Annotated in this window: 14 protein-coding genes and 1 pseudogene; all 15 read right to left on the bottom strand. The window is 39.6% G+C overall.

The annotated features are described in order from the left end of the window. Positions 1–104: 104 nt before the first annotated feature. Entirely contained in the window at positions 105–668 is a 564-nt protein-coding gene (gene ssuE, locus AACW45_RS27385; protein WP_190636212.1) for an NADPH-dependent FMN reductase, read from the bottom strand. Between the two features lie 32 nt (positions 669–700). Beyond that, on the bottom strand, positions 701–1861 hold the full coding sequence (gene ssuD / locus AACW45_RS27380; protein ID WP_096647119.1) for an FMNH2-dependent alkanesulfonate monooxygenase: 1161 nt from the start codon (positions 1859–1861) through the stop codon (positions 701–703). 373 nt (positions 1862–2234) lie between these two features. Further along, positions 2235–3035 carry an aliphatic sulfonate ABC transporter permease SsuC gene (ssuC, locus tag AACW45_RS27375; RefSeq protein ID WP_190636282.1) on the bottom strand — a complete coding sequence of 267 codons (801 nt, stop codon included), beginning with the start codon at positions 3033–3035 and terminating at the stop codon, positions 2235–2237. A 222-nt stretch (positions 3036–3257) separates the two neighbouring features. Beyond that, on the bottom strand, positions 3258–4076 hold the full coding sequence (locus AACW45_RS27370; RefSeq protein ID WP_190636210.1) for a class I SAM-dependent methyltransferase: 819 nt from the start codon (positions 4074–4076) through the stop codon (positions 3258–3260). A 116-nt stretch (positions 4077–4192) separates the two neighbouring features. After that, positions 4193–5056 (bottom strand): TauD/TfdA dioxygenase family protein, encoded by an 864-nt coding sequence (locus tag AACW45_RS27365; protein WP_190636208.1) that lies wholly within the window; start codon positions 5054–5056, stop codon positions 4193–4195. Between the two features lie 110 nt (positions 5057–5166). Then, the gene (locus AACW45_RS27360) at positions 5167–6294 is read right to left on the bottom strand and encodes an aliphatic sulfonate ABC transporter substrate-binding protein (protein ID WP_190636206.1); all 1128 of its coding nucleotides are present in this window, start codon (positions 6292–6294) and stop codon (positions 5167–5169) included. 877 nt (positions 6295–7171) lie between these two features. Continuing rightward, positions 7172–7972, bottom strand: a complete 801-nt coding sequence (locus AACW45_RS27355) for an ATP-binding cassette domain-containing protein (protein WP_190636204.1) — start codon at positions 7970–7972, stop codon at positions 7172–7174. 698 nt (positions 7973–8670) lie between these two features. Then, positions 8671–9489 carry an NADPH-dependent oxidoreductase gene (locus AACW45_RS27350; protein WP_190636201.1) on the bottom strand — a complete coding sequence of 273 codons (819 nt, stop codon included), beginning with the start codon at positions 9487–9489 and terminating at the stop codon, positions 8671–8673. A gap of 612 nt (positions 9490–10101) precedes the next feature. Beyond that, the gene (locus AACW45_RS27345; protein WP_096647111.1) at positions 10102–10314 is read right to left on the bottom strand and encodes a phycobilisome linker polypeptide; all 213 of its coding nucleotides are present in this window, start codon (positions 10312–10314) and stop codon (positions 10102–10104) included. 152 nt (positions 10315–10466) lie between these two features. Beyond that, positions 10467–11333, bottom strand: a complete 867-nt coding sequence (locus AACW45_RS27340) for a phycobilisome linker polypeptide (protein ID WP_190636200.1) — start codon at positions 11331–11333, stop codon at positions 10467–10469. Between the two features lie 359 nt (positions 11334–11692). Beyond that, positions 11693–12508, bottom strand: coding sequence for a phycobilisome rod-core linker polypeptide (locus AACW45_RS27335; RefSeq protein WP_190636198.1), 816 nt, complete (start codon positions 12506–12508; stop codon positions 11693–11695). A gap of 476 nt (positions 12509–12984) precedes the next feature. Further along, positions 12985–13476, bottom strand: a complete 492-nt coding sequence (gene cpcA, locus AACW45_RS27330) for a phycocyanin subunit alpha (protein WP_190636197.1) — start codon at positions 13474–13476, stop codon at positions 12985–12987. 119 nt (positions 13477–13595) lie between these two features. Next, positions 13596–14117: a phycocyanin subunit beta gene (locus tag AACW45_RS27325; protein WP_199322848.1), complete on the bottom strand. Its 522-nt coding sequence runs from the start codon at positions 14115–14117 to the stop codon at positions 13596–13598. A 1149-nt stretch (positions 14118–15266) separates the two neighbouring features. After that, on the bottom strand, positions 15267–17087 hold the full coding sequence (locus tag AACW45_RS27320; protein WP_190636195.1) for a vanadium-dependent haloperoxidase: 1821 nt from the start codon (positions 17085–17087) through the stop codon (positions 15267–15269). Positions 17088–17456: 369 nt separating this feature from the next. Continuing rightward, positions 17457–18050 (bottom strand): annotated as a pseudogene (locus tag AACW45_RS27315) (ABC transporter substrate-binding protein); the annotation flags it as partial. Between the last annotated feature and the right edge of the window lie 95 nt (positions 18051–18145).

Genomic DNA, 18145 nt, shown 5'->3' with positions numbered 1-18145 from the left:
ATGAAGTTTTTCATCATTTTAATTGAGCATTAAAAAAAGTAGTAGTTTGAGAAGAGCAGCCAAACTACTACATCGAGCAGAAAGAAGTAATTTTTATAAATTGATTAGTTGGCGTGAGCAACTTCTTTTGCTGCAGCCGAACTATTGATTGCTGTTACTAAATCAGAAAGTACATCTTGCAATCTCTGGGCAATTTCTGCATCTAGTTGAATAGAACCATCAGCTTGTACTTGAATTTGTTTATCTACACTATAGATAGTACTGAGAATGTGCCGCGCTCCTAATTCTGATAGCACAGGTTTTAAGGCATATTCTATTGCTAATAAATGGGCAATTGTCCCACCTGTAGCTAAAGGTAATACCACTTTTCCCGCTAGAGATTTTTGAGGTAACAAATCTAAGAAAGCTTTTAATACACCTGTGTAAGCTGCTTTATAAATTGGTGTAGCAATAATTACGCCATCAGCTTTTTCTAAAATGGCTTTGGGTTTTTCTAAAGCTGGACTATCGTAGCGTCCATAAGCCAAATCTTCCGCCGGAATATCGCGAACTGAAATGATATCTACGGTGATGCCTTGCTGTACAAGGATTTTGCTAGCGTACTCTAGTAAAGAGTAAGTACGGGAAGGATGGGAAGGACTACCTGCGATCGCTAAAATATGAGGCATTTTTTTAAGTTCTCCTGGGAATCTTATTTACGTTAATCTACTGTAGCGACTGTATTTTTATTAACTGGCTGTTTCGGGAATTCGCGATTCGCAACAATTTCGCCAAACGGACTTGTCATTTGTGGTTCAATCGCAGGTAAATTTTCTAAAGGTAAGCGTGGGAAGAGTAATTCGGCAACGCGATATGCTTCTTCTAAATGGGGATAGCCTGAAAAGATGAATGTCTCAATTCCTAAGTCTGCATACTCCAACATTCTTTTAGCCACGGTATCGGGATCGCCAACTAAAGCCGTACCCGCACCACCCCGTACTAAACCAATTCCCGCCCATAAATTTGGGCTAATTTCTAAAGCGTCACGGCTACCTTTGTGTAACTCTTGCATCCGGCGCTGTCCTTCAGAATCCATACGGTCGTAAGCGGCTTGAGTTTTTGCGATCGCATCTTCGTCTACATAACGAATTAAATCATTCGCCGCATCCCAAGCTTTACTTTCGGTTTCTCTGACAATCACATGGAGACGAATTCCAAAACGAATTGTCCTTCCTTGTGCTTCTGCTAACCGCCGCACTGAAGCAATTTTTTCTGCAACCTGTGCAGGTGTTTCACCCCAAGTTAAGTACACATCTACATGTTTAGCAGCAATTTCTTGGGCGATAGGTGAAGAACCACCAAACCATAATGGTGGGTGGGGTTTCTGCACGGGTGGAAATAGTATTTTTCCATCTTGAATGTTGAGATAATCGCCTTGGAAGTTAGAAACTTCACTAGCGGCTATTTGTCGCCACACAGTTAAAAACTCATCTGTGAGTTTATAGCGATCGTCATGGGAAAGATGCAAACCATCCCCAGCCAACTCAACAGGATCGCCACCTGTAACCACATTAATTAGCAACCGCCCACCAGAAATGCGATCGAACGTCGCCGCCATCCTTGCAGCTACTCCAGGCGACATCAACCCCGGACGAATAGCGACTAAAAACCGCATGTTTTTCGTATGGGTGACTAGCGTTGATGCCAAAATCCACGCATCTTCACAAGAACGTCCTGTAGGTAATAAAGCACCTGCGAAACCCAAGTGATCTACAGCTTGGGCAATTTGTCGCCAGTAATCAAAGTTTACTGCTCGTCCACCGATAGCAGTACCTAGATAGCGTCCTTCTCCATGCGTGGGGATAAACCAAAGTAGTTGCATAATCCCTATTTAATGTGGCTGCAAAATTCAGATTATTGTTTACTACGATATTTCTATCGAGATACCGTATTTAATGACATCTTCAAAGTATTACACAGATGGATATGGAAATCAAGAATGTTATTAGTCAATAGTCAATAGTCAATAGTCAATGCATGCTTCTCTCAAAGGGTATGTTCTATTAACTCGCTCCCATGCTCCGCGTGGGAGTGTAAATTTATGAGGCTCTGCCTAAATTTATCAGAAGACAAGGCTCCGGCTCGCAATCTGCATTTCCAGCCTTTTACGCTAAAAACTCCCATGCAAAACATGGGAGCAAGGTAAAACTCAACATCACAGTCAACCGTTAGCAGTCAACTGTCAACAACCCTCATTAACCCTTCAAATAACTGGGATTCCATTGCAACCAATAACTTTCTAAGGAACGGGCGATTACGTCTGCTAATTTTCCAAATAAGGCATATAGCAAAATACTTAATACCACCACATCTGTTTGCATAAATTCTCTAGCATTCATTGCCATATAACCAATACCAGAATCAGCAGCAATGGTTTCTGCAACAATCAATGTCAACCACATGATCCCTAAAGAAAAACGCACGCCTACCAAAATAGAAGATAATGCGCCGGGAAGAATAATTCGCCAAAATAATCCCCAAGTATTTAAACCATAAACCTTGCCCATTTCAATTAATCCTGGGTCTACACTGCGGATACCATGAAAAGTATTTAAATAAATGGGGAACATTACGCCCAAAGATACGAGAAATAATCTGGCTTCGTCACCAATGCCAAACCATAAAATCACCAAGGGGATTAAGGCTAAGTTGGGAATATTACGCAACATTTGAATAGAAGTATCTAACAATTTCTCAGCAATTGGAGAAATGCCATTAACTAAGCCTAAAGTAAAGCCAATACTACCACCGACTAAAAATCCAGAAATTGCCCTAGCAGCACTAATACCAATATTTTTAAACAATTCGCCAGTTTGAGCTAAATGAATCGCTGCACCTACCACACTCAAAGGTGCAGGTAAAATGCGAGTAGGAATTACACCGATAGAAGATAGTACTTGCCACACTAGAATGATAGATAAAGGTACTAACCAGGGAATCAAGGCTTGAATTTGGCGATTTTTCAGGAATTGATATTTTAACTTCTGTTTTTTCATTGTTTGCCTTGCCGAGAAATTATTAGAAGTAGAAGAAGTAACTTTCATGGATGTTCTATTAGTAAGTAATGGGTTAACTAAAATTTGTGATTTGTAATTCAAAATTACAAAATTTTATAATTCAATCAACGATAAACTGATAGCGATCGCTGTACGGGCGGGTTCACAGTTATTCTCAAATATCCATGACTATCTCGCATAAACCCGCCCCTACTAAGCAACCTAATTTTTCCAAGCAGCGATAACAGTGATTGGAAGTTCCTCTGTAAATGTTCCCGTAGGCTCTACTGCTAGCAGAGATTGTTTGAGTTCAGCTTCAAATTTTTGGCGATTTTCTTCAGAGCCAAAAAAGGATGGTAAACAAAAAGCAGTGGAATAGAGATAGCCAATATATGAGTCAATAGTCCAAGATTTCTCATATTTAACTTCAAAGTTTTCTTGACGATTAAATGACGATTTAGCGATAATTTCTTCATGAGAAACAGCTAAGGGTTTCCAGAAACCTTGACCACTTTCACCTGTACGGCGTTTTTCACCTAACCAACTTTGAACAACAGCAATTGCCGTTTTCTTCCAAGGGTGGTCGCTATTCCAAGGGTCTTCATAGGTTTTGATAATAGCTAATCCACCATCATTTGCAAGTAAATTGTATATATGTTCTATAACTAATTCTCGCTGCATCCAGTGAAAAGCTCTACCAATTGTGACTAGCTGGAATTTACCGAAATCTTGAGAGAGATTTTCTGCTCTATCTTGTATCCAACTAATATTATTTGCGCCTAATTCTAAAGCTTGGATCTTTGCTTCTTGCAGCATATCTGCATCAGGATCTAAACCAAATATTTCGCGAAATTTATTATGTAGAGGAATGGCAATTAATCCAGCACCACAGCCCAAATCTAGCAGTCTACCTTGACCATTTAATTTAAATTTATCTGTAAGTAAATCAAATAACACAGGCGGATACTGTGGTCGATAACGAGCGTAGTACCAAGCTGCACCTTCAAATAAAGTTGGGTCGTAAGTAGAGATTGTTGTCATAAGTTAAAGCTCAAATTAATGTCAAAATATATTTTCTTAGATTTTCTTAGTGAGTAGGGTGAATGAGAAATTTTCACCCTACATATACTGTGGTTATCCAGCCACAATATTAATTATTAAAACGGGCGACTTCCGGCTAAACTTACACGCTTTAATACCCGTCTTTCATTGGGGTCAAATGGTGTTCTGTGGTGTAATGTAGCTTGATTATCCCAGTAAACAATGTCACCTACAGACCATTTGTGTTGATAATAAAACTGTGGCTGATTAAGATGTTCGCGCAATTGAGCAATTAATTCTGCTCCTTCTTGCGGTTCTAAACCAACTACTTCTACTTCTGTAGCGTAATCGAGATACAAAATATTTTTCCCGCTTTCTGGATGCGTGCGTACCAGAGGGTGAGGAAAGACTGGACTAACTAAGGGAATACTTTTATCTAAACGATAATGGGAACGAGGTGAATTTTTGTCTCGCAAAAATGGATTGTAAGTAATCAGATGTAAATCTGCTATTCGCCGTTTAGTAGACTCATCTAAGGTTTCGTAAGCCAAATTTAGATTTAGCCAAGAAGTCTCGCCACCTTGAGAAGGAACTTCTAACGCATAGAGTAGAGAACCGCTAGAAGGGTAGGGAGTCCAATGGTGATCGGAATGGAAAGCTAACTCACCTGTACCTGTATAACCACCATCGAGGTTAGACACTGGGATAATTACTGGTGTAGTTCCTGTTTCGGAAGCTAACACAGGGATCTCTTGTGGTGGTACAAAGAGAGCGCCAAAATAGAACGAAAAGTTCAAAAATTGCTCGTCAGTCAGGCGTTGATTTTTGAAGATGATAATATGGCGATCGCGTAATGCTTGTTTTAGCTGCAAAATAATTTCTGGTGCTACAGCTTGACTCGCATCTAATCCTGTCACAACTGCGCCTAGAGGTGCATCTAAGGGCGTAATTTTAACTTCTGTTAACGTCAGTGTTGGCATAGTGTTCTTCTTCGTCAATTGTCAGTTATCAGAGACGCGATGAATCGCGTCTGTACAATAATTTGTCTCCCTTCTCCTCCTTGTCCCCCTTGTCCCTCTTCCTACCTCTTCTACTGCTTGGCTAACACATCTTGGGGTGTGATTTTGGTATATTCTTCAGGCTTTAAAAACCCATCTCTGACATTTACCTTTTTCGGTATCAGCCCCAGAGAATACCATTTATCAGCTACTTCTTGTTGCTTAGTAATGATTTGTTCGGTAATTGGTACCAAAGAAAAATCATATTTATCATGCATTGCTTCTAAAGTTGGTACATCCAGTTGCGTTACTGGTGCAAGTAATTGTGCGATTTCTTTGGGATTTTGTTTAGACCAAATTTGGGCTTTTTGTAGTTCGTCTAAAACGACTTTAATGACTTCGGGATTTTGTTCATAGAATTGGCGAGTTGTAGAGAGAAAGTTATTCGTATCTCGCAAACCATTACCGCCATCTATCAGCACACGACCAACTTTATTTTGCACGTTCCTGGTAACAAATGGTTCCCAAATAAACCAAGCATCAATTTTACCTTGGTTAAATGCCACATTCGCATCTGGAGGGGGTAGAAATACAGACTCAACATCAGATAATTTGAGTCCTTCATTTTCTAAAGCTCTAACTAACAGATAATGCCCAATAGATGCTTTTTGAAAACCGACTTTTTTACCTTTTAAGTCCTTCACGCTTTTCACAGTCGAGTTAGTAGGTACTAACAAAGAAACTGCTCTACCATCAGAGGAATTAGCCGCTAAATATACTAAAGGTGTGCCAGCAGCTTGAGCAAATACAGGAGGCGATTCGGCTGTAGAAGCAATATCCAAACCATTTGCATTTAAAGCTTCTAATTGTTGCGGCCCTGCGGCAAATTCAGGCCATTCTAGCTTGTAACCAAGGTCAGCTAATCTCTTTTCTAATTTTCCTTGTTTTTCTAAAACAGCTAGGGCTGTAAGCTGTTTAGAACGAACAATTCTCACTACTTTTCCGCTATTAGTGGTAGATGTATTGGCGGCGTTAGTGGTTGTATTGTTGTTACTATTAGAAGCAGATGAATCTGCTGGTTTTTGGCTGCTTTTATCTGGCGTACTGCAACTAAATAGTGTTGTTGATAACACTAAGCCGTAACCAAGCGCAAATAAAGCCGATCTGCGAGTAATTTGTCCGCGTTTCCAAAATGCTAATTTTTCTTTCATTGTTTGCATTAATTGGCTCTCCTCTGCCTTAAAAATTGAAAAAATTGACACAATTAGATAAGATTAAATACCCCCAGCTAAGGACTGCGGGTATTTACAATTGTTTTTATCTGGAATGCTAATTTCATAGGATGTTGTTAAGCTTCAGCACAATGCAATAGAAAGGGTTTAAATTTGGTCAATAGTCAATAGTCAATAGTCATTTGTCATTGGTCATTTGTTGTTGGTGAGAGTTTTTAGGTTTTTTATGATTAAAATAGCTGTAAGGTTTTATGAATTTTTGATTCGTGTTTTACAATATTTTTTATTATCAACAATGTGATATTGATCAATGAAACAAGCTAATAAATAACATTAAATATCTTTTTTAAGGAATTAAGGTGGAATGAACCACCTTAAAAGAGATTCATGAGAGGGCTACTGTGGAGGAAAATTGTAGTTACAAAACAAAATGTAGATATTTGGTAATAATGATCTAATTATTTCCTGAAAAAATAAGAGATGATTTTAGGAAATGGGGGGAAGGAAAATGTTTCTCTTGAACAGAGAATCATTTCTCCTCCCTTATGCCATGTGTGTTGAAGTTAACGAACCATTGAAAATTAAATATTCAAATCAATATTTAACATTTATTGAAATTTCTGATGCAATTTTTTACACTCTTATTTTTCTTTATTGTTGGTGAGTTAAGCTAGATGAATACTACTACATAAAATTAATAGTAAATCTGCTTAATATAGCTAAATTTTAGGGAAAGGAAGCGCCGCATCATTGTACTAAAAGTGACATGTACGCAACGCTTCTTTAGTCGAGGCAAAGTGACTCAGATATGTGTACTGACAATTAAATTCAGCTTCAATTCATCAGCTTAAATTTCACAGTTTCTCTACACTATGGTTGATGTGAAAGATAGTGATTGTTGTAATGCATCTTCGCGTTGTGGTTGACCCATGACTCGCTGTAAAATTTTCTCTACTGTTTGTGCTAGAGCTATATCTCCTCTCACTCTTGGGCGAGGTAAATTAATCTCTAAATCTAGAGTAATTTGACCGTTTTCAATCAGTAATACTCGGTCTGCTAAAACTACGGCTTCTTCTACATCATGGGTAATTAGTAAGGAAGTAAAGCCCTGATCTTGCCATAATTTTTCTAGTAATTGTTGCATCTCAATCCGCGTGAGTGCATCCAACGCACCTAGAGGTTCATCTAGCAATAGTAATTTTGGGCTACTGGCTAAGGCTCTAGCTAAAGCTACTCTTTGGCGTTGTCCTCCAGATAAAACTGAAGGCCATTCCTGCGCTCTATCTTCTAATCCCACAGATCGCAAAACATGTAAAGCGGTTTGCTTTGCTAAAACTTTTGAGTTAGCACCTAATAAACCTAATTCCACATTTGCTAGTACTTTCTGCCAAGGTAGTAAACGCGCATCTTGGAACATCATGCGGATATCTGGGTTAATCCGATGGTGGGAATGTTGATCGTTTAAGAATACTCCGCCGCCGGTAGGTGCATCTAGTCCAGCAATTAGTCGTAGCATCGTACTCTTACCGCAACCGCTACGCCCAACTATAGCGACAAATTCCCCAGGTTGAATCTCTAAATCTATATCCTGCAAAACTGTCTTTGTCCCAAAGGATTTGCTCAATCCTTGCAGTTTTAAATGCATCCCCCGCGCTTCATAGGTCATGCTACAAATCTCCTGTTTTTACTCTCTCGTCATTAAGCTTGGTTAATTGTGTCTGTATGGCAAGATTTGCCTTTTAGTCAAAAAATACGAGCTAAAATATACCTGCATGGTTTGTCATGACTGTATTTTTTATATGATTCATAAAGTCATAAAAACCAGTTACTTAGGGGAAATAGCTAACAGAATGTCAATAAATAGCTCTACAACAATATTTTTGGCTTGACATTACTTTTCCTCCCTTAAGCTTAGGTAATCGCAAAACTATTTCTAGAAGACTTTTACATGAGGATATATACCCAGGTAATTGTCTAATTTTTGATAATTCCTCACTAAAACTCCGGTATATTGGTCAAGTTTTAGGAGTATGTTTCTAGTAGTCTCACATAGGTGGAGCAAAAAGGCAAGTAGATTTTTATAAAAAAAACTGAAAAATTGTGTTGTTTGATACACAATGTAGCTAAGGTGAATAAATTAGGCGATCGCATCATTAATTTTGGCTTGAGAGAATAAACTATCCTGTGATATGAGCGGTTGCACGGCGTGATTTACTAAAGTTTTGAGTCAGGACTTACAGCGAAAGTTAAGATTTTCTGTAAAAATAAAAAGTTTTATTTGATAATAGTTACATCAAAAAAATAACCCCACTTTCTAAGTGTTGAAAGTAGGGAAATCAATGCTAATAGATTAATTCAATAAAATTAACGTAGTTCAAAACCCAAATTATTCAAAGCTTCCCGCAAGCGATCGCGTCCGGAAATAGACTGCGCAAAAGCCACCCGTTTAGCCGAATGTTCTGTCCAATCACCAGGAATATTCATTTTCTGTGACTTGTAGAAAGCTTGCATTGCTTGGTTATACACAGCAATATCTTCTTCTGATGCTGGTTTGTAGGTTTCGCGATGTAATACCGTCGTTTGGGGTAAGCGTGGTTTAATGGCTGTTTCCACAGCGCGATCGCTATAACCCACACACAAACCAAATACAGCAAATACCTGTTTTGGTAACCCTAAAACCTCCGCCACTTCCTCTGGTTTATTACGCAACGCACCAATATACACCGTTCCCAACCCTAAAGATTCAGCAGCTACCACAGCATTTTGTGCGGCTAAAGCTGCGTCAATCGCCGCCATGAGGAACATTTCCAGATAATCTAAGCCTTCATGGGGTAATCCGCGACTTTCGGCTAAATTTGACAATCTAGCTAAATCTGCCAACCAGACGAGAAATAAGGGAGATTGGCGAATATGGGCTTGATTATTAGCCAGTTGTGATAGTTTTTCCTTACGACTGGGATCTTCTACTGCTATCACACTCCATGTTTGGAGATTGGAGGATGTAGAAGCTGATTGCGCTGCGGCGACTAAGGTTTCTAAAGTTCCTGAAGGTAAAGCATCCGGTAAATAAGCCCGAATTGAACGGTGAGATAACAGCGAACTGATGAAATCATTTTCAGGTAGCTCTGCATTAACTGAGCTAGTGCCATAACGATGATGAAGCAACTCGGTAAAATTTGGCATAAGTTACTTAATGTCGATAGTTAGTTGTTAGAGACGCGATTAATCGCGTCTGTACAAGTGTTAGAGACGCGATTAATCGCGTCTGTACAAGTGTCATTTGTGAGAATTTGGTGTCAGAAATAGGAAATAGGAAAATAATTTGTGTAAGCTATTTTGCTTTTAAGTTGCACAATTCATCGTCAGGGCTGTTGACAGTTAACAGCTCATACAATGTAGTTATGCAATTTAGACGCGCATCATCTTATTTTAGGTAAATAAGTACGCGCTTCGGGGCATAGTAGTGCCCATAAGTGTTAACTTAACGCAAAAACCTCTTACCGCAAGGAACTGAAGTTCCTTGCTAATAGCGAAAGTCATCTAAAGATGACTAAATAGGCTCAAAATTTTCAGTCTACTTCAGTAGACTTTGGCTATTAGCCTGAGAATTCATTCTCAGGCGGGTGAGAAAGCCTACGCTGAAGCTATTTCTAGCTTAATTTGACACCAATTAGTATTGCAATAACCCTACAATCAACGATTAGCTGTATGTAAAATCAAAAATTAGCCCACACTTACTTTTTCAAGTATAGTGCGGGCTAATCTTTAGTTTAAGCAAAAATCAGAATGAAGGCTTTAGTTTTCACCTATTTCCAGACTTAAAGGTTGAATATTGACTATTTTCCCCCCTAAGCGATTAATGCGTTGAAGTTCTTCATTAAACCGGCTAAAGGGTACTGTAATCAATATACTAGCACTAGAACGTATCGGGTAATTGTTTTGATTTGTGACATCATTTTGATGCAGTCCCGAAACTTCAACTTGAAAACTCCGACTTGGATAAACCATGTTGATGTCCTTATCAATTTAGAAAAATTGCTTATTGGGCATTGGGCAATTCAATTTTGGATTTTAAATTTCCGATTTTGGATTAGGTTTAAATCTAAAATCCAAAATCTAAAATCTAAAATTCCCACTCCCTAGCCTCTAGCCCCTAGTCCCTAGAGAGGTGTAACGCTGGCAATTTTACCGTTACGACGTTGCACTTGTTGAAAATAGTTGGATAGTTCTTCGTAGGGAATAACTACTGCTTTGTTGATGCGGCGAACTTTGGGATAACCGGGTTGAGAGATACCTGCAACTTCAACGCGGAATAGCCTTCCTTCACCATAGGCTTGCGAGCCTTGAAATGTGGTGCTGGGGGTTTGTCCTCTGACAGAGGAACGATAAGCAAAGCCATTGTTACTACCAGCAGGTGCTATGACTGTAGAGGCGCTATTTCTGGCTAATTCGCTAGCTAAACGAGAGGAAGCACCAGGAATTTGAGAGCGATCGCTTGTGGCATAACCGCGATAAAGTTGAAAAATGCGGGTAAAGCCGACAGTTTTTTGTCCTAATTGATTGCTGAATCCGCGATAATAGGGCACAATATTGTCCCCAAAATTAGTCTGATACTCTACTGAATCTATATAAGAATCAATATCAGCTTCGTAGCCTTTGCTTTGATATAAATCCAAATGATAGGCTATTTCAGATTCATCATAAGGAGCGCGTCCTAATAGATGTTTGTAATTGAGTTCTGTCACCCGACTGTGAAAGTTATTGGCAAAGAACTTTGATTTGTACAGTTCGGATTTGGCTAACTGTCTAACAAATTCTTGAACGGTAATATTTTTGTTAGTCAGAAGAGATTCTAAACCTATCAAACGTTCTGATTGCAGCAAATAATCGTTACCTAAAAGCTGGCGGTAAATCGCATTAATTACCAGTGCAATCTCTGCCTGACTAGCATTAGAACGTAATTCAAGAGGAGCAGCATCACTAAATGCAGAAGTTCCGAGTCTGGATGCTGCTGTTGTAATAGCCATCTAAAATATCTCCTTAGCGAACAGTTTTGATCAAAAAAGGCAGAGGGCAGAGGGCAGATGGCAGAAGTAATACCAATTCCATCAAAAAATGAGACAGATGCGTAGTGGCGTGGCAAGCTTAAAATGTTGCAATATAATTTTCTTGTGGGGTGGACATCTTGTCCGCCCAGGACGGGCGAGACGCCCATCCCACAAGAGTTTTATTCATGCACAATTTTAGCCTTGTCGCGCCAGTAGGTTGGGTTGAGGAACGAAACCCAACACCCCAAAGTTATGTAATTGTTGGGTTTCACTCCGTTTAACCCAACCTACATCCACTCTAGCCCTATGCCCCATGCCCCATGCCCTATGCCCATAATTCAAGAAAGCGCAATACCGATCACCTTGCGCCCTTGGCGATTGAGTTGTTGTAAGCGATTTGATAACTGATCGAATGGTACAACTACTTCGGTAATACTTTGGCGAATGCGGGGTGAGTTGGGGGAAGCCGCTTGTAAAACCCGAATTCGATAGGTGTTACCGCCACGAGATCCTGTTGAGACACCAGTGAGCGAACCAGAATCAGCAGGATAGATGGGGGAGACTAAATTCTTGGCTAGATCCCAAGTTAATTGTCCTTTAGATTTGTTTTGAGCGCGATCGCTGTTTGCATAGCCGCGATACAACTGGAAGAAACGCACAAAACCAGCCGTTTTTTGTCCGACTGTGGTTTGAAAGCCGCGATAGTAAGGAACTATTGCATCCCCAAAGTTTTGTTGATACTCTACCGAATCGATGTAAGAATTGATCTCGGCTTCGTAACCTTGGGAATTATAGATATCAACATGGTAAGCAATTTCTGACTCATCGTAGGGCGCACGACCAAGCAAATGCTTATAATTTAGCTCAATAAAGCGCACCTGTGAGTTGGAATAAAAGAATTTCTGGCGATACAGTTCCGATTGCGCGATCGCTCTGACAAAATCGCGCACAGAAATTTGCGCCTGTTGCAATAGCGATTCTGGACTAATTAGGCGCTCGCTGGCAAACAGATGCTCGTTACCTAAAACTTGGCGATATGCAGCCCAAATAATTGACTGCACTTCCTCTGCTGTTTTTACAAAGCGCAATTCCGCCTTTTCACTATCTGCAAAAGGGCGAACTCCTAATCGGCTTGCTTCTGTTAACGGTGCCATAACCTTATCTGTTCCTTATTTTCTAACCCATTAAACTTGGTAAAAATTTCTTAAGTTACAGCTAAAAATGGTCAATCTAGTAGCGAGTACTTTAGTACTTTAAAATCCAGGACTAAAATCCTGACTACAAACCTGTTAATAAATCTTTTTCACTAACTAAGAAAAAGCCTTGCGTAATAAGATGAGAGTTTATCTACCCAAAAATCATAAGTATTGGCATCAATTGCAATTGACAGCTAACACAGAATGAATTCAGTGTTGATAAAATTCTCAACTTACTACACAAATGCTTGACGCTTTTGCAATTTGCAACGTTTTAGCGCTGCAAACTTGATATCAGTTTTTGTGAAACAAGGCTACCTACTGCCAAAAATCATCGGGTAATAATATCGATCTGCATAATACTATTACCAAATTATTTTCTCACCCGCGTTACACAAAACTGAAAAACTTTTAGGAACCGATTGGTTAGCTTATTAGCTCAGAGCATTGATGATGTAATCAATGTAAGAGTTAGCTTCAACAGCAGGATCGCCGGTTACACCGTGATTAGCTTTGATGTATTTGAGAGCTTCAATGTACCAGCTAGGAGATAATTCAAAGGTACGGTTGATTTCAGCCAAACCACCAATCAAATAATCATCGATAGGGCCTGTACCACCCACTACTAAAGCGTAGGTAACAATCCGCAGGTAGTAGCCGATATCACGCACGCACTTGTCTTTACCAGTTTGGGTAGAGGCGTAGTTAGGGCCAGATGTGGTGGTGGTGTAGGGGAATTTTTGGTACACAGCATTAGCTGCAGCTTCAGCTAGGCTAGGAGCTTTTTTAGATATTGCTTTTGCAGCTTCTAAGCTAACAGATGCTTGGCGGAAACGACCAAATGCAACTTGAATTTCGGTGCTACCCAAAAAACGACCTTGAGAATCTGCAGATGCAACTGCTTCGGTTAAGGGTGTTTTAGTCATTGAAGTATTTTCTCCTAATTGCTTTTACAAAAAATTGCTTTAATAGACTTCTTGCAAAAATTGATTTTTTATTCAATTTTGCTTCTCTGCAAGAGGTCTAATAGAATATGTTTTGATGTTTAGGCAACTGCGGCTGCTGCACGATCAAAATAAGAAGAGACTTCTGCAATCAAATTGCTGCAATCACCACGGGTAATACCGTTGGGATCGTTAGCAATAGCGATGGAAGCTTCTTTCAGTTTTTGAATACCAACTGCAACGGAAGCGCCAGGAGTACCAAGTGCTAGATAGGTTTCCCGTAAACCATTCAATGCGCGATCGTCAAGAACGCTAGTATCACCTGCAAAAATCGCATAGGTAACATAACGCAGGATAATTTCTAAATCCCGTACACAAGCAGCCGCACGACGGTTGGTGTAAGCATTTCCACCAGGAGCAATTAGTTGAGGCTGTTCAGCAAACAATGAACGAGCTGCGTTAGCAACTATGGAAGATGCATTGCTAGAAATGCGGTTAACGATATCAACCCGCTTGTTACCTTCTTTAACTAAAGCGATTAAAGCATCTAACTGACCATCGCTGAGGTATTCGCCTCTGGCGTCAGCTTGGGATACAACCTTAGAAAATGCATCTTGCACCATAGTTTGAATCTCCTAAACTTTGATTAATTGAGAATTATTGATGAGGGTTCAAGCTCAAATATAAAGATTTTAGCTTTTGGTTTTTACCACAGATTGTTATGTCTCAAAACTCCAAATTCTCATTTGATTGGGACATAACTCTGAGGGGAATTACCGAGTAGACTCTCATAATTTTCTGAAAGCTTTTCAAGCATAAAAATTAAGCAATGCCAGCCCAGAAAATCAGAGGATTTGCTTACTTGGTTTTCCTCCAACCCCTTACAAATTATTTTTATAATGCTTCGCATCTCTTTTTTATTAAGAAATGTATAATGATTATTCTAATAAGTATAATAAATTATTTATCTACTTAAATACTTTTGTTTAATTATTTAAATTATTTGATTTAAAGGATATTAGTGCTGAAGTTTTATCTAGTCAATCTCTTGCCCAGTAAGAGTTTGTAAGAAAAATGGCATTATCTAAATATATCTTAACAAAACAAAATGTATTTATTATTTTGCCTTAAAAATGGCATTCAATATTCATATTTTCCTGAAAGATTAGAGTTTTATCTAAAAAAACGTGTTAATGAATACAAAAACAGTCGTAAAAAGGAAATCACGATCACATTTTTTCCAAAAAAGTTTACAAACTGTAACATAAAACCTGTGATTTATTAAAATTCCGCTTGTTCTCTCTCAGTTTTTATGAAAACCCTCCTTCTTAAGGGGAGAATAATATACTTAAATTCCCCATAATTTACGCGGGTTTAATGTAGGGGATAGAGAAGAAAGATTTTGTTGACTGTTGACTGTTAACGGTTAACTGTTTTGTCCATACAAAAAAAATCCCACGCTTTCAAGGCGTGGGATTCTTCAATACTTTAAGTAGTGTTAAAGCACAAAAATGTTGCATAGTAGCGAGCAGAGGAAGAGGTCACAAGAGGTAGGGGCGCAGGATTGATCGATCCCCCCTACCCCCCTTAAAAAGGGGGGCGAAAAGACTCTCAAAGTCCCCCTTTTTAAGGGGAGCCACTGCGTTGGACGGGTTTCCCGGCTTGAAGCAAGTGGCGTGGACTTAGGGGGATCGAGAAATTTAGAAGGCTAGACGAGTAGTTTGCAAACACGCCCTAGCCCCTATTTTTTAAGTTATTTACCAATTTTGAGATTAAATAGTGACCTTTGTACCATCAAATTTGGTAAATGTGAAACCTTCAAAGATTTCGCGGAACGTTAATTTCTCATCTCTGAGAATACCAATTGCGATCGCTTCCCCAAGCGCCAATGAAGCAGCCGCATCCGTGCGCCAGTGAATTCCCGCAGCATTACGCCCTAAACCAATATTTGCCGCCAATTTATTCAATTCCCCGCCCACAGTCAACGGTGGCCCTTCATAGGGAATCAATTTAGTCGGATCTTGCGGGTCGGGTATCACCGGGTTGGGAATCACATAATTTTCATCAAATAGCGCCTTCAAAATCGTCACACTAGCACCAGCCGATACCGAAGCACCCCCAGGGTAAGAAGAGTGGAGCGGTGAGCCTTCAGGATAACCTTGGGGTAGTAAATAGGATTTATATTGACTGAAAATGCGATCGAGGGCTTCTGACTTAAACACATCAGCGTGAATTGGATAGTTGGTTTTCTTCACCTGATTATTGTGAACCAATCCACCATAAGCCTCTGCTCTCAGACGACGGTGAACGTAGTATTTCTGCCAATAAGCGGCTCTAATCGCATGTGGCCCTACCCAACTGAGCAAAGATTGAGAATATCCAGGGCCAAATGTCCCCGAACCGCCTACTTGAGTCTTTGATTTGTTATAAGGATTACTGGGATTGTAAGGTGCGCCTACACCACCACCCAGAAGATTATCTTTAACTGGTTTAGCAACGAGAATTAAAGTAGCATTTCCATAGACAGGTGGTGGCGTGTGAGCAATTTCTGCTTGGTCGCGTCCATTAATAAAGTAGCGGCGGGTAGAATCAAACTTAATCGTTCTCCCAGACTCACCACCATTTTGTACTAGCAACCATTCATCATAATTAGTTTGGAAAGTGTTTTCGGGAATAGCTAGCGGAAGGCGGTTAAGTTGAGCATAATTAAGGGTTCCCGCAGGTACAGGACGCAGTAAAAATTGAGAAACATAAGGGCCGACTTCTACCCCTGGTAAGGTGTAAGAACTCGCTTTACCAGAAGCATCAGCATAAATTGCTGTACCTCTAAATAGCAGTTCTGGTGTGACTTTGCCATTCTTTTTCGGCCCTTTAAATCCTGACAACTGATTTAACTCTTGAACGGCTGCCAGAATCAACGGGTTATTTGTATCGTTACGATACTCGCTAAAAGGTACATCTTGTAAAAGATGTTGCCAAGCTAATTCGATGAATTCCGCCGCTTGTTCTGCACTATCTAGGGTGGGAGGTATGGGAATGGCTAATTGGCAAGTATTAACCCCACTTAAGCTAATTGCTAATGGTGTGAGTGGTTGTACCAGCTTGCGTTTACCACCCAAGATAATTTTTTCATACTCGTTGGGATCGCCAGAGTTAAGGGCATTAATAAAAGATTGATAAGCTTTAAGATCCACTTCACCCAACTGATTGTGAGGTAATCCCCGCGTATCTGTGGCAATTTTGTTGGCGTATTTCGCCTCATCGCCATTGGTAGGATGGGGAGGAATAGGAATTTCCCGATTATTTTTGGCGGCTGTTGTCCGAATTTGAAAAGCTTTCTCACGTAAATTGCTATGGTCGGATTTTCCTCTCGGTTCCGCAGCTTGAACAATGTTTTCTTCTTTGTTGTTTGTGATAGATGAACCTAAAACTCCAGCCACCACACTACTAGTTGTAAACAAGCCAACACGACCAAGAAAAGAGCGTCTACTAGCACCACCTAAAAAGCGTCGGGGTTGCTTAACTTTTGGTGTTTCACTAGGAACTAGTGCATCCTGTTCGGAACTTTGATGAGAATTGGGATCTACAGTCATGAGATGTCTCCACTGGCAAATAATCAAATAAAAAGCTTGTATTCAGAACTTAAGTCCTGAATACGAGCTGTTTCAACTGAATCGGGGATAAAATCTGAGGTGCTACTACTGGAAGGTAACTTTGGCTGTCGTTATCTAGTAATGAAAAGTGCGATCGCATTCTGACAGCTGACAAGTTTTTCCCAAAACTTTTAACTACTGTAATTCTATAGACTTACCGTATTTAATTAATCAAAATTTCTCATAAATAACAGTTAAAATCAAGTAGTCTTGATATCTATTTGCAAAAGTAATTCATAAAAATTTAGATCCCCGACTTATTAAAGAAGTCAGGGATCTGAAGAGGATTTCTCTATCTATAACCCAAACCTATATTTTGGGTGAAAAAGCCGCATATTGTTCTGGTGAAAGCATTGCTTCCTTGACATCAATCTGTTTAGGAATCAATTTCAATTCATAGAATTTGTCAGCAACTTGCTGCTGTAGGGCAATCAAATTACTATCAATCGGGACAATGCCAAATTTGCGCCTTTGTGTAGCTTTTTGCAGTGTTTCTAAATCAATACCTAACACTGGCGAAAGTGTAGCTGCTACCTCATATCGATGTTTATCAGACCAATCTTCTAAGGTTTTAATTTCTTCTAAAATGGCCTTAATTGTTTCCGGATTTTCAGTAGCAAATTTACGACTTGCTAAGTAATATCCTCCTTGTTTGTTAATTTCTGTGCCATCAATTAAAACACGAGCATTAATAGCTTTCTGGGCGGCTGCATAAAACGGGTCCCAAATTACCCAAGCATCTAAACTACCTTTAACTAAGGCGGCGCGTGCATCGGCTGGTGGTAGATAAATGGGTTGAATATCGCTATATTTCAAGCCAAATTTTTCTAACACTTGCAACAGCATATAATGGGCGCTAGAACCTTTTTGAAAAGCAATTTTTTTACCTTTCAAGTCAGTCAATCACGGGAAAATCCCACAACCAAGCATGAAAGTATGATATTTTCCCAAATGGTACTCCAAAACGAGGTTGTGGTTCACTAGTGCAACATTAGCCT

Source organism: Calothrix sp. FACHB-168 (genome assembly GCF_963889195.1).
GTDB classification, from domain to species: Bacteria; Cyanobacteriota; Cyanobacteriia; order Cyanobacteriales; family Nostocaceae; genus Aulosira; species Aulosira anomala_A.
This window is presented reverse-complemented; position numbering and strand designations above follow the sequence as displayed.